The sequence below is a fragment of the Nocardia grenadensis genome (assembly GCF_050942415.1).
Taxonomy (GTDB): Bacteria; Actinomycetota; Actinomycetes; order Mycobacteriales; family Mycobacteriaceae; genus Nocardia; species Nocardia grenadensis.
Genome location: NZ_CP192054.1, coordinates 2,470,239 through 2,482,655 on the forward strand (window position 1 = coordinate 2,470,239; position 12,417 = coordinate 2,482,655).

Here is a 12,417-nt window from a genome sequence, read left to right on the forward strand (position 1 = left end):
CATCTGATGACGCGGCTGTACAACGACCCGGCATCGTTCACCGACGATATGCTGGCGGGATTTCTCGACGCCAATGCGGGATACGTCACCGGTGTCCCCGGCGGGGTGGTCCGCGCTTCGGCGACCCGTCCCGGCAAAGTCGCCGTGGTCGTCGGTGGGGGAACGGGCCACTATCCCGCCTTCTGCGGGCTGGTGGGTCGCGGTCTCGCTGACGGCGCCGTGGTCGGCAATATTTTCACCTCCCCTTCGGCAGCCGCCGCGGCCTCGGTGGCCAGGGCGGCCGACGGGGGCGCCGGGGTCTTACTGACCACAGGCAACTATGCGGGCGACGTGATGAACTTCGGTTTGGCGGTCGAGCAGTTGGAAGCCGAGGGTATTCTGGCCCGTTACTTGGCCGTCACCGACGATATCGCCAGCGGACCAGCCGACGATATCGCCGCACGTCGTGGTATCGCGGGTGATTTCACGGTCTTCAAATGCGCGAGCGCGGCAGCGGAGGCAGGCTACGACCTGGACGGTGTGTTCCAGATCGCGGCCCTGGCCAACGACAACACGCGGACACTCGGCGTCGCCTTCGACGGTTGCACTCTGCCCGGCGCCTCGGCGCCACTGTTCACCGTCGAGCAAGGGTCCATGGGACTGGGTCTCGGAATCCACGGCGAACCGGGCGTCGCCGTACACAAGCTGCCGAGCGCAGCCGAACTCGCCGAACTGCTGGTGGCCGGGGTGCTGAAGGAGAAGCCGGCGGACGCCGGGTCACGAATCGCGGTAATACTCAATGGACTCGGGCGTACCAAGTACGAGGAATTGTTCGTGGTGTGGGCCACCGCGGCCGAATTGCTGCGCACGGCGGGCTACACCGTGGTTCAGCCGGAGGTCGGCGAATTGGTGACCAGCCTCGACATGGCAGGGTGCTCCTTGACCGTGATGTGGCTCGACGAAGAATTGGAACGGTTCTGGACCGCGCCGGCGGACACCCCGGCGTACCGCCGCGGAAGCATTGCCGAGGTTCCGTCGGCGACTCGCCGCCGCGCCGTCACCGACACCTACCATCACCCGGATTTCGCCGCGACCGCAGACGATGCCGCGCGGCAGGGAGGCGTCGCCATCGCCGTGGCGCTGCACGCTGTCGCGGCGGCGATGGTCGAGGCGGAAGCGGAATTGGGTCGCATCGACGCGGTCGCCGGTGACGGCGACCACGGGCGCGGCATGGTCCGGGGCACTGCCGCGGCTTGCGCGGCCGCCGACGAGGTCGTCGGGCGCGGGGCAGGCCAGGGCGGGGTGCTCAGGGCGGCCGGTGCCGCGTGGGCCGCGCAGGCGGGTGGCACCTCGGGTGTGCTGTGGGGGGCGGCGCTGACGGCACTGGGGGTTCGGCTCGGTGATGCCGGCCGCCCTACCGACGCCGATATCGTCGCCGGCCTGCGCGCAGCCTACGACTCGCTCGCTCGTCTCGGTAAGGCCCGGCCGGGCGACAAGACCATGCTGGACGCCCTGCTGCCGCTCATCGAAGCGACCGAAAACGGTGCGTCCTGGCGCAGTGCGGCGGCCGCCGCCGAGTCTGCGGCGCGCGCGACCGCCGAATTGCGCCCCAAGGTCGGCCGGGCGCGTCCGCTCGCAGAGCGCAGTATCGGTAGTCCGGACGCGGGCGCCGTGTCACTGGCGATATGTGCGCGAGTCGTCGCCGACCACTTCGAACCACTCGTCACAGAAGGAGCGCCCCTATGAGAATCGTGGTGGGGTGCGATGACGCCGGGCTCGAGTACAAGAACGCCCTCGAGGCCGATCTCGAGGCAGACGACCGGGTCACCGAAGTGATCGATGTGGGCATCGGAAACGGTGAGCACACCGCCTATCCGCACGTTGCGGTCACCGCCGCGCGGATGATCGCCGCCGGCGAAGCCGATCGTGCACTGCTGGTTTGCGGCACCGGCCTCGGTGTGGCGATCAGCGCGAACAAGGTACCGGGGATTCGCGCGGTCACCGCGCACGACAGCTTCTCGGTGGAGCGTTCGGTACTGAGCAACGATGCGCAGGTGCTGTGCTTCGGGCAGCGCGTCATCGGACTCGAACTGGCTCGCCGGCTGGCAAAGGAATGGCTCGGATACCATTTCGACCCCGAGTCGGCATCGGCGGCGAAGGTCGCCGCCATCGGCAGCTACGAGAATCCTGATCCCCGTGCGCACGGTCGGCTGGCCCGCCGCCGGCGGATCTGTTGAGTGGAGGATGTCCATGGCGCGACAGCGGCGGACCGCCGCGGGCGAGTTCTCCTTCGGACAGTGGACTATCGGATCGACCGATATGGGCCCCTCCTGCGGGGCTGCCCGCAGCAGGCCGGCTAACTCGGCAGCGGCTTCGTGTGTATGCGACAGCGTGCACTCGGATACCTGTCCGGCCGAGGGGATTCGATGACGCTGGTGGCAGGGGTGGATTCCTCGACACAGACATGCAAGGTCGTGGTGCGCGACGCCGACTCCGGCCGACTGGTCCGCCACGGTGCCGCAGAACACCCGCCGGGTACCGAGATCGACCCGGAGCACTGGTGGAATGCGTTACAGCTCGCCCTCGAGCGAGCAGGCGGGCTCGACGACGTGGCTGCGGTGTCGATCGGCGGACAGCAGCACGGCATGGTGTGCCTCGACACGGACGGCCGGGTCATCCGGCCCGCCCTGCTATGGAATGACACGCGGTCGGCCGGCGCGGCCGACGCGCTCATCCGGGAACTCGGTGCGGGCGACCATGCGCTCGGCGCTCGCCGCTGGGTCGAGGCTGTCGGCACGGTGCCGGTGGCATCACTGACCGTCACCAAACTGCGGTGGCTGGTGGACCACGAGCCCGGCAATGCCGCTCGAATCGCGGCGGTGGCGTTGCCGCACGACTGGCTCACCTGGCGCCTGCGCGGCGCCGGGTCCCTGGACGATCTGGTGACCGACCGCTCCGACGCATCGGGGACCGGTTACTTCGATGCGGTGTCGGGATCCTACCGACGTGACCTGCTCGCACTGGCTCTGCGGCGCCGCGAGGAAGAGGTGCGCCCCATATCGCTGCCCCGCGTCCACGGTCCCGATGAGCGGGCCGGCACGGGATGTTCTCGACTCGGCCTTTCCCGCACGGTTGTCGGGCCCGGGTGCGGTGACAATGCCGGGGCGGCGTTAGGGCTCGGATTGGATGTCGGCCGAGTTTTCCTTTCTCTGGGAACCTCCGGTGTGGTGGCCGCGGTTTCGGACCATCGATCGGTCGATTCCACCGGCTCGGTGGCCGGTTTCGCTGATGCCACCGGCAGATTCCTGCCGCTGGTCTGCACACTCAACGCCACCCGGATCATCGACAGCATGGCCTCGGTACTCGGCGTGAACCACGACGACTTCGACGCGCTGGCACTGGGCGCCGCTCCGGGATCGGGCGGAATGGTCCATGTGCCTTACCTTCAAGGAGAGCGGACCCCGAATCTTCCCCATGCCACCGGCGTGCTCGAGGGCATGACTTTGTCCGCCATGACAAGGGAGAACTTCGCGCGCGCAGCGGTCGAGGGTTTGCTGTGCCTGATGGCTGACGCATTGGAAGCTGTTCGTGGACAGAATGTGTCGATCGAGCGGATCACACTCGTCGGCGGTGGCGCCCGGTCGGCCGCGGTACGTGAAATCGCTCCGTCCGTACTCGGGGTCCCCGTGCATGTCCCGCAGCCCGGCGAATACGTTGCCGACGGTGCCGCGCGGCAAGCGGCCTGGGTACTGTCCGGCGGAGACCAGCCACCGCTCTGGCCGGTGTCCGACATCGGAACCTACACCGCACAGAGAAACTCAGGGGTTCTCGCCCGTTATCGGCGAGTTGCCGCCGCGGTCGCCGGTTTCTAGTGTTGTCGAGCGATGCCGGGGTTCGATCTCTACGGCGTCGGCGAGATCGATCTCGACCTGCGGCGACCCGGCCGGGTGTCGGTTTGCGCTGCTGCTTGTCGTCGGTGATCCTGCCGGTGGAGGTGGTGTCGATGGCCCGGGAACCGGAAGCGTTCGTCTTGGACGAACTGCCGACCGACCTGGTCGACGCCGTAACCGCGATCGGTTACGGATTCACCAAGCCGGTGAGCGCGGTTCTGCGGAGTCGCCGTACCCGACCCACGGCCAAGGCGACCGTGACCAGAAATGCCGCCAGTCCCCACCAAACGTTCGCCTTGGTGACATTGAGGCCGAGGCCCGCCACACCGGCTGTCCGGCCACCGTCGTGCCCGCTGATGACGGCGGCGCAGACCACCGCGATGAATCCGAGGACGAAAAGCCCCGCGACCGAGCGGAACGCGATGGTCGCCCGAGTTCGTTGCCGGCTCGGGGGCAGGTTGCCGAGCCGGTAGAGGACGAGCGCGGCAATGGGAAGCTGCATCGACCACACCAGTGTGCGGAAAGATCCCTCGTACCAGACATTGGTGCCGTAGAGCAGCGTATGCCAGCTGCTCAGGGCGTAGACGACGATGATAGAAGCGTGCAGAGCCCGCCAGACGACGGGGCGTAGCCAGCGGCGGGAATAGAAGGCCAGGCCGAGCGGTATCGCCAGGTACAACGCCAGCAGCCCGATGAAAATGGCGACCTTCCCCGTTCCACTGGAATAGGCCGAGGGGACGAAGGTATCGACGAATGCGCGCCACACCGATTCGGTGATGCCCGCAGTCGCGGAGTACTCGCGGACGAATTCGGCGAACAACCACGCGGCGTGGACGAACATCAACCCGATGGTGGTCAAACTGGTAGCGCGATGCCATTTCTCGATACTGCGCTGCGGGACCGGTAACCACCTCGGACTGCGACTGCTGCGCAGCAAACCGAGGACGACAGTGATCCACGCCCAGAGCAGCCCTGTCCAGCCGAAGGCTTGGCACATCCAGTACATCCAGTACCTGCCGGGGTCTGCCAGATCGGGCATGACCACAATGGTCGGCGAAGTGCCGGCGGCGACGCGGTAATAGAGCCAACCGAACACCACCAAGGTGATGAACAAGGCGATGGTGGCGTCGATGCGGGCGGTGCGCAGATCCGCGCGGAGTTCGCGCGTATCGAATTTCGTACGTGTTCTGACAGTACTCATCGATGACTCGTGTCCTCGTAGCGGCCGCCGCCGCGACCATAGGCCGGGCCGTCGTTCTCGTGCGGGCTCCCCGCACCCGGTCAGAGGTCGGTCTCTTTCCGTTTCGTTCTGTTCCGGCAACTTCGACACCTGATCCGGCATTACGCAAACCCTCACTCTCCGGGCCCCCTCACTTGCCCTTACGGTGAGTAGTCGCGGCAGCATCCCGGAAAGTTCCCGCTCGACTGGACGAATCGGGCCCGGGGCTTCCGGTCCGGCCTGCCCGCCGTGGCTCTCCGCAACGAATCGTGTCGGAATGGAACTTTCGGCTGCGCGGCGACGACACTCTGCGTGTGACATTCCAGGAGTGGGACGGGGGACCGGTGAGTGACAGTGACGAGGTGACCGCGCTTTGGCTGTGCGATACCGAGAGAGCCCTGCGTGGCATCGAACGGTCGGTGCTGGACGAGATGTTCCTGAGCCGGCGGCTGGTGCTGGTCCTGTCGGTGGCCGCAGTCGGCCTTGTGCTGTCGGTCGCCGCCGCGTCCTCTGCCGCGCTGACGGCGGAAAAGCCGCTGCTGCCGCTGCTTTCGCTGCTGGTTTCCGGTGTTGTCACCCTTTCGGCTCTCGGCGGGATCGTCGCCCGCCGCTTCTCCTGGGCTTGTTTCGCGGCATTTACGGCGGGGGTGGGTGCGGCGCTGTCGGTGCTGGCGTTCTGGATTCTGCGGACCGGTGGAGTGAACTCCGGTGCGGGGTGGTTCGGGGCCATGGCGGCGTGCGAAATGGTACTGCTGGTCGGCTGGGCGGGTTCGGCGCTGAGGCCGCTGGCTGATTCGCAGCCGGAGTGCCGTATGGCCCGGCGGGCGCGGCCCGCCGCGACCCGGCCGCGGGCGTACGGCGGATAGCGGTCCGCACACGATGTCCGGGCCGGGTCGTCACGGGTATCGCCTCAGGACTCGAGTGCCTCGGGGAGTTCGCCGGGCTCGATCGGGTTGCCGTCGAGGAAGGCCGAGGGGGTGGACTGGATACCGCTGTCGAGCACGTCGAGTGTGCGGGACCGGACGAACTTGGCGTAGGTGCGGTCGGTCACGCACTGCGCGAAACCCGGATCCGTGTAGCCGGCGCCTTTGGCGACCTCGACGAGTGTGCTGTCCGAAAGGCCGTCGCCGCCTTCCGGGGGCTGGTGTTCGAACATGGTCTTCAGCCAGCCGGGGTAGGCGATGGGATCGGCGGAGGCGGCGCAGAACGAGGCGTTCGCGGCGCGGGTCGAGTACTCGGTAGAGGAAGCGTGATCGAGAAAGGCGATGATGTCGTATTCGGCGGCCACGGTTCCCGCGTTCACCGCAGTGGTCAGCAGCGGACCGTAGGCCGCCTCGAACTGCCGGCAGGCCGGGCATTGCAGATCCGCCACCAACCGGACCGTTCTCGCCGCCGAGGGTCGTCCGATCCTGATCGTCCCGGTGTCGGTGAGGGTCGCGGCGAGACCGTTCGGGTTCGATTCCGGCGCGGCGGCGATAGCGGGGGTGGGGCCGGGGTCGTCACGCGCGGCCTTCTTCATCGCGATATTGATGCCGATGGCGGCGATGAGTCCGACGAGGACCGCGGCGACCGCCAGTTGTACAAGGATCCGCCGGGTGCGGTCCGGTTGGTGCATCGACGACGGCGAATTCTTCCGTTTCTTCTGTGCGCTCATGACGAGCTCCTTGTCTGTGCTTCGGGTGGGTGGGCCTTGCTGGTTGTGTTCGGTCCGGCTACGACTGATCCGGCGGCCGGGATGGGAAGGGGCCGGTCGGACCGTGCCGCGAAGTGCGCGGCTCGGGAGCAGCCGGTGAGCGGCACCCGCCGCCCACCGGTTGCTTCGAGGTCTGCTGGGCTCGGCTCGCTGGTCAGCGTGCCCGGGCGAACTGCACCGGCGGCGCTTCGCCTCTCCGCTCGCGGGGGAAGGCGTAGACCACGGTGGAATCCGTGCCCACGCCTTGCCAGAGTTCGACCAGTGTTTCCCTGGCCCGCGCGACCCGGGAGCGAATGGTGCCGACCGGGCAATCGGCGGTCTGCGCGGCCTCGGCGTAACTGAGTCCGAGAAGCTGGGTCAGTACGAACGCCTCGCGGCGGTCGGCCGGGAGATGGTGCAGCAGGTCGGCCACCACCATGTCCTCGCCGATATCGCTGTCGTGGCGGTCGCGTCGCTGGTCTATCGCGGTCTCCCAGTCAGCGCCGCCGCTGGTCCGCGGACGGGACGAAGCGTTGCGCAGCCGGTCGATCACCGCCCGCCGGGCGATCGAGAGCAGCCAGGTACGGGCCGTCGACCGTCCGGCGAACCGCGGCAGACTGCCCAGCGCGCGCAGGAAGGTTTCCTGGGTGAGATCGTCGGCGGATTGCACGTCGGTCAGATGGGCGACGAAGCGCCACACATCGGTCTGGGTGCAGCCGATGAACTCGGCCAGGGCGGTGCGGTCGCCCGCGCCTGCGGCCAGCGCCAGCGCGGTCAGCTCCTCATCCGAGGGCATGACGGCGTACCGGGTCGGGGCCGGTGTGTCGCACGAGGCCGGAAGGTGGTCGGTAGTGCTGCCCGGGCCCGGGCAGCACGCGAGGATGCGTATTCATAGCGACGAGTTCTCTGGTCGGGACGCGGGCGCGGTCACGCGGTCACATGGGAGTCCGCCCGCGTGCCTGCTCGGCGCGCCGACGGAGTCGCGAGACCGCGTCGCCGCTGCGCCGGTGACGGGACACCCGCCGTACACAGGCGAGCGTCCAGCGGCGTCCCGGAAGAATTCCCGAGCAGCTCAGCCGGTCACTGTGTCACGACGGATTCTGGATAGTGCTGGAAATCCGCCCGGTGGGCCCCGGCGGGCCATCGCGTGGCGCAGGAATTCGACGCCGGTGGCCGGCGTACCGAGTTCGGCCGGGGGACGCGCGACAACCGCGGCGGCCGTGGGCGGCATCGGCGGGACGAGCAGCAGCAGGGGCAGCACGATCCGGGTGTACAGCGTCGCGGTGAGCGTGAAGGCAGTGCGCTCGCCCCACCACAGCCAGAGGCCGCACAGCACGGCGGCGAGGCAGTGCGCTGCCAGCATGGCCGGTGTGCCGGTCGCGGTCGGCCGGGCGGTGGTCGCGGCGTGGCCGGTATATCCCCCGGCGGGGGCGGCGGCGAACCACAGGTGCAGGACACCCTGTCCGGCCAGCAGCCCCGCGGTGATCGGGAGCAGACCGCGTTGCCGGTCGGCGACGGACCAGGCGAAGGCTGCGCAGAAGCCGACTGCGAGACCGAGGGTCGACAGGGAAATGGAATGAGCGGAAGTCAGGGCGTGGCCCGACGCCGAGAGCAGGACACAGATCAGCGCGAAGATCCACGCACGGCACGCCCGGGTGAGCGGGGAGCGGTGCGCTGGACTGATCATGGTGATCGCTATCGTCGCACCTTTTCCGGAACAGCGGTGGTCTGGGGCGGGGGACCGGGCGGAGTGAAACGTCGCAGCCGCCCCGATCCGTTCACGGCCGGTGGTCTCGGTGCAGCACACGGTGTACACCAGCGCGCCGGCGGTGACTGCGCCGGCCACCGTGGCGAGTGCTCGGAGCAGGCTTTAGCAGAGTGCTTTGGACGAGCCCTGGACAGGCGGTATCGGCCGCGGCGTGGGGCATCTCGCCAGCCGATATCGTGGCACCGGCCACCGCGACAGCCGTCACGCCGACCCACACCGTCCGCGCCGAGAGCATCCCGATATCCATCCCGTCTCTCCGGAGGTCCGTCGGACGTTCGCCCGCCGCAGATCAGTAGTCGGCGTGGCCGGGTGGGTGGTTCCGTGACCGTGCAGAAGTGAGGTAGCTCTCGTATGCGAGGTGGCGGGCGTATTCCCCGGCCGTCCACCCGAGATGGTCGTATGCCCGGTCACCGTGGCCGGATTCGATCGGTGCTCTCAGTAGCCTTTGGAGCGGAGGAAGTCCGCGACGGTGACCACCGCCTGTGGGTTGCGGGGGCTTTCGACCAGTGCGGCGTAGGGCAGGGCGATGATGTTGTTCTCACGGACCGCTGTAGTGCCGGCCATCAGCGGGTGGGCGCGCAATTGCTCGATCTTGGCCTGCACCGAGTTCTGCGGACCCGCGCCGTAGTCGACGATCACGATCGCCTGCGGATCCCGCTGGGCCGCGGCCTCCCACGAGGTGGTGGTCCACGAGTCGTTCAGGTCGTCGAAGATGTTCGTACCACCTGCTCTCCGGATGATCTGTGACGGTGCGGCGGTGCGGCCGGAGGTGAACGGTTCCGGTGTGGCGCTGTCGAACAGGAACACCCGGGCCGGATCCTTTCCGGCCGGTGCACCGTTACCGGCCGCGGCGACCTGGTCGCGGTATTGCGCGACGAGGTCGTCGGCCTTCTCGCGCACATCGAAGATCTCGCCGAGATTGGTGAGGTCGGCGTAGAGGGCGTCGAGCGGTTCCATCACCCCCCGGCGGGTGGTTCCGGGCTGTCGGCATGCTTCGGTCAGCTGGTACGGGACCGCGCCGATCGAGCGCACCCAGTCCGGGGTGAGGCCGGTGGTCTCCTTGAAGCCGTAGTTCCAGCCGGCGAAGACGAAATCGGGGTCGGCGGCCTGGACGACCTCGCGGGTGAAGGCGTCACCCAGTGGCGTTACGCGCTCGAACTCGGCCTTCCACGGTGAACTGGCGATATCGCGTTCCTTGCCGGGGTGGCTGGTGTAGCCGACCAGGCGATCGGCCAGGCCGAGGGCGAGCATCATCTCGGTGATCCCGGTGTCGTTGGTGACCACTCGCTCGGGGATGCCGTCGACGGTGAGCGGGGCGCCGCAGTTGGTGACGGTCACCGACTCGCCGCTCGCGTTCTTCGGAGCTTCCTGCACATCGGCGCCGCACGCTGTCGTGCCGAGTACGCACGCGAGGGCGATCGCCGTGATCAGCCGGGACGATCTCATCTACTGTTCCTTTTCGTCGAAGATGATCTGCGGGACGCCCAGCCTGGGGTGCGTCACGATATGGCCGCCGATCGAGAACCAACGGGTGATCGTCTCCGCGGTGATCACCTCGTGCGGGCGGCCCGAACAGACGAGCCGGCCCCCGTGCAGGACGAAGATCCGATCACAGTGCTGGGCAGCCAGATTCAGGTCGTGCAGTGCCGCGATCACGGTGATGCCCAGTCCCCGTGCCGCGGACAGCACGCTGTACTGGTGGTGGACGTCGAGGTGGTTCGTCGGCTCATCCAGGACGAGCACTCGCGGCTGCTGGGCGAGCGCCCGCGCGATCAGGACCCGTTGGCGCTCACCGCCCGACAGCGACAGGAAGCCGCGCGCCGCGAGATGTCCGATATCGGCTGTTTCCATCGCCGCGGCGCAGATCTCCCGGTCGCGTCGCCGCGTGCCGCGCAGCAGCGCGGTATGTGGCAGGCGCCCGGTGGCCACGACCTCGGCCGCGGTGAAATCGAACGGAGTACTCGTATCCTGAGTGAGCGCCGCGATTTGGCGGGCGTTCTCCCGCATGCTGATCGCCGCGATATCCGTCCCATCGACCAGAACCCGTCCCGTCGTCGGGGACAACGCGCGGTAGAGGCAGCGCAGCAGGGTGGACTTACCACTGCCGTTGGGCCCCACGATGCCGAGGAACTGGCCCGGCCCGGCGGCCAGGGTCACCGCCTCGACGACCGTCGTACCGTCGAACTCGACCGTGACCTTCTCGTAGTCGACCCGCATCAGCTGTGCTCCACCAGGGCTCCGCGGCGGCGCATCAGCAGCACGAACACCGGCACTCCCACCGCGGCGGTGATCGCGCCCAGCGGCAGCTCCTGCGGAGGTATGAGGGTCCGCGCCAGCAGGTCCGCCGTCACCAGGGACACCGCGCCCAGTAAGGGCGTCACGACGGTGAGTCGCTGATGGTCGGCGCCTACCAGCAGTCTGGCGATATGCGGGACCACCAGACCGACGAAGCCGATCGCCCCGCATATCGCGACGAAGCAGCCCGTCATCGCGGCGGAGACCACGAACAGGAGCAGCCGGAACCGGGACGGGTTCATGCCCAGTGCGGCACCGACCTCGTCGCCCATCGACAGCGCGTTGAGGTGCCGTGCGTACACGGTGATCACCGCCAGTCCGATCACGGCGACCGTGGCGATGAGGGGCACCATGTGCCAGGTGGCCCCGGCCAGGCTCCCGAGTAGCCAGAACATCACCGAACGGGCCGCATCCCCGTGCGGGGCGAGGAACACCAGCACCGTCGTCGCCGCGGAGAAGCCGTAGCCGAGGGCGGTGCCGGTGAGCACCAGCCGCAGCGGTACCAGCCCGGAGGCCGAGCGGGCCATCAGATAGACGAGCACTGTGGCGGCCAGCGCCCCGGCGAAGGCCGCGGTGGACAGTGCGTAGATCCCGAGCGCGCCGAAGACCCCGAAGAGTACGACCGCGGTCGCGCCCACCGAGGCGCCCGACGAAATCCCGAGCACATAGGGGTCGGCGAGCGGGTTGCGGACCATGGCCTGCACCAGCAGTCCCACCCCGCCGAGCCCGGCCCCGACCAGGGCGGCCAACAGTACCCGGGGCAGCCGCGAGTCGATGACGATCCGGTAGTCGGCGATATCGTCGGCGACCACGGTGGCGCCGCTGAGCTCGGCCCACAGGAACCAGACCGCGTCCCGCCAGGGGACGTGCGCCGCGCCCAGCGTCAACGCCAGGACGGAGACCACCGCCAGTACCGCGATCAAGCCGGGGACCAGCACGGCGATCGGGAGCCGCTGCTTCTCGACAGTTCTCTTCGGCCCTGCACTACCCGCACCGTCTCGAAACGGGCGCGCAGGCAGGCGACTGGCGCACGGACCCATACCTCGTCAACCGCTCCCTCGGAGTCGACAACAGGCCGCGCCGCCGGCACGACCACGCGGGCAGGTCTTCGGACTCGCGGACATGACGCCGACCGGCGTCGCCTACTGGCGGTCGCTTCCCGGGCGGGGCGCCCAGTGCTGATGACCGCGGTCGTTTCCACATACCGCTGCGGGGCAGCTCCGGATTCCCACCGGATTCCCTCTTGCGAGCCACGCGTCCAGGGACGAGCGGCAACCAGCGCTTGGTCACACTAGCATTCGGACCCGCGGGCCGTCCGTCTCTCGCCCTCCGGCTACGTAGCGGCCGCTGCTTTCGGAGCACCGGCCCCCGCGCCGGAAGCCTCCGGTCCCCGGCTTCGGAGAAGCCGAGGCGGGGACTACGTATACAGTCGTCGCCGCGCGGTGGTGGAAGGTGCCGGCAACCCTCGACTGTAGCGCGGCTGATCGGACCACCATTGCGTCATTGATCGAACACCACACCGCCCCAGCCTCCAGGATCCCGGTTCCTTTGAGCCGCAAGCAGTGCCAGGCGACTGGGCGCTCGGGGTCCCCGG

At 68.5% G+C, this 12,417-nt stretch carries 11 protein-coding genes and 1 riboswitch; of the genes, 4 read left to right on the forward strand and 7 right to left on the reverse strand.

The window, feature by feature from the left end; translation table 11 throughout:
- Window positions 1-6: 6 nt before the first annotated feature.
- The 3 genes from ACQPYS_RS11205 to xylB all read left to right on the forward strand — a co-directional run bounded on the left by ACQPYS_RS11205 (window position 7) and on the right by xylB (window position 3,851).
- Window positions 7-1,725 carry a dihydroxyacetone kinase family protein gene (locus tag ACQPYS_RS11205; protein ID WP_433492528.1) on the forward strand — a complete coding sequence of 573 codons (1,719 nt, stop codon included), beginning with the start codon at window positions 7-9 and terminating at the stop codon, window positions 1,723-1,725.
- Entirely contained in the window at window positions 1,722-2,216 is a 495-nt protein-coding gene (locus tag ACQPYS_RS11210; RefSeq protein WP_433492529.1) for a ribose-5-phosphate isomerase, read from the forward strand. Before ACQPYS_RS11205 ends, ACQPYS_RS11210 begins: the two co-directional genes overlap by 4 nt.
- 189 nt (window positions 2,217-2,405) lie before the next feature.
- The gene (gene xylB, locus ACQPYS_RS11215) at window positions 2,406-3,851 is read left to right on the forward strand and encodes a xylulokinase (protein WP_433492530.1); all 1,446 of its coding nucleotides are present in this window, start codon (window positions 2,406-2,408) and stop codon (window positions 3,849-3,851) included.
- Between the two features lie 205 nt (window positions 3,852-4,056).
- Here the strand turns inward: xylB and ACQPYS_RS11220 are convergent, their stop codons facing one another.
- The gene (locus ACQPYS_RS11220; protein ID WP_431939049.1) at window positions 4,057-5,070 is read right to left on the reverse strand and encodes a hypothetical protein; all 1,014 of its coding nucleotides are present in this window, start codon (window positions 5,068-5,070) and stop codon (window positions 4,057-4,059) included.
- 332 nt (window positions 5,071-5,402) lie between these two features.
- Here ACQPYS_RS11220 and ACQPYS_RS11225 point away from each other — a divergent pair, with 332 nt between their 5' ends.
- Window positions 5,403-5,954 carry a hypothetical protein gene (locus ACQPYS_RS11225; protein WP_433492531.1) on the forward strand — a complete coding sequence of 184 codons (552 nt, stop codon included), beginning with the start codon at window positions 5,403-5,405 and terminating at the stop codon, window positions 5,952-5,954.
- 44 nt (window positions 5,955-5,998) lie between these two features.
- Here the strand turns inward: ACQPYS_RS11225 and ACQPYS_RS11230 are convergent, their stop codons facing one another.
- The 6 genes from ACQPYS_RS11230 to ACQPYS_RS11255 form a co-directional block, all read right to left on the reverse strand.
- On the reverse strand, window positions 5,999-6,742 hold the full coding sequence (locus ACQPYS_RS11230; protein ID WP_433492532.1) for a DsbA family protein: 744 nt from the start codon (window positions 6,740-6,742) through the stop codon (window positions 5,999-6,001).
- A 193-nt stretch (window positions 6,743-6,935) separates the two neighbouring features.
- A complete protein-coding gene (locus ACQPYS_RS11235) occupies window positions 6,936-7,556 on the reverse strand; it encodes a sigma-70 family RNA polymerase sigma factor (protein ID WP_433492533.1) in 621 nt (206 codons plus the stop codon).
- A 276-nt stretch (window positions 7,557-7,832) separates the two neighbouring features.
- Window positions 7,833-8,447 (reverse strand): hypothetical protein, encoded by a 615-nt coding sequence (locus ACQPYS_RS11240; protein WP_433492534.1) that lies wholly within the window; start codon window positions 8,445-8,447, stop codon window positions 7,833-7,835.
- Window positions 8,448-8,963: 516 nt separating this feature from the next.
- Complete coding sequence (locus tag ACQPYS_RS11245; protein ID WP_433492535.1) at window positions 8,964-9,974, reverse strand: ABC transporter substrate-binding protein; 1,011 nt, start codon at window positions 9,972-9,974, stop codon at window positions 8,964-8,966.
- Entirely contained in the window at window positions 9,975-10,745 is a 771-nt protein-coding gene (locus tag ACQPYS_RS11250) for an ABC transporter ATP-binding protein (protein WP_431939043.1), read from the reverse strand.
- Window positions 10,745-11,863 (reverse strand): FecCD family ABC transporter permease, encoded by a 1,119-nt coding sequence (locus ACQPYS_RS11255; RefSeq protein WP_433492536.1) that lies wholly within the window; start codon window positions 11,861-11,863, stop codon window positions 10,745-10,747. The genes ACQPYS_RS11250 and ACQPYS_RS11255 overlap by 1 nt, the downstream gene beginning before the upstream one ends.
- Before the next feature lie 44 nt (window positions 11,864-11,907).
- Window positions 11,908-12,118: riboswitch (cobalamin riboswitch) on the reverse strand.
- Between the last annotated feature and the right edge of the window lie 299 nt (window positions 12,119-12,417).

Bases quoted from the DNA above. Each gene is read 5' to 3' on its own strand.
- ACQPYS_RS11205 (WP_433492528.1), top strand. From the start codon at position 7: ATGACGCGGCTGTACAACGACCCGGCATCGTTCACCGACGATATGCTG.
- ACQPYS_RS11210 (WP_433492529.1), top strand. From the start codon at position 1,722: ATGAGAATCGTGGTGGGGTGCGATGACGCCGGGCTCGAGTACAAGAAC.
- xylB (WP_433492530.1), top strand. From the start codon at position 2,406: ATGACGCTGGTGGCAGGGGTGGATTCCTCGACACAGACATGCAAGGTC.
- ACQPYS_RS11220 (WP_431939049.1), bottom strand. From the start codon at position 5,070: ATGAGTACTGTCAGAACACGTACGAAATTCGATACGCGCGAACTCCGC.
- ACQPYS_RS11230 (WP_433492532.1), bottom strand. From the start codon at position 6,742: ATGAGCGCACAGAAGAAACGGAAGAATTCGCCGTCGTCGATGCACCAA.
- ACQPYS_RS11235 (WP_433492533.1), bottom strand. From the start codon at position 7,556: ATGCCCTCGGATGAGGAGCTGACCGCGCTGGCGCTGGCCGCAGGCGCG.
- ACQPYS_RS11240 (WP_433492534.1), bottom strand. From the start codon at position 8,447: ATGATCAGTCCAGCGCACCGCTCCCCGCTCACCCGGGCGTGCCGTGCG.
- ACQPYS_RS11245 (WP_433492535.1), bottom strand. From the start codon at position 9,974: ATGAGATCGTCCCGGCTGATCACGGCGATCGCCCTCGCGTGCGTACTC.
- ACQPYS_RS11250 (WP_431939043.1), bottom strand. From the start codon at position 10,745: ATGCGGGTCGACTACGAGAAGGTCACGGTCGAGTTCGACGGTACGACG.
- ACQPYS_RS11255 (WP_433492536.1), bottom strand. From the start codon at position 11,863: ATGGGTCCGTGCGCCAGTCGCCTGCCTGCGCGCCCGTTTCGAGACGGT.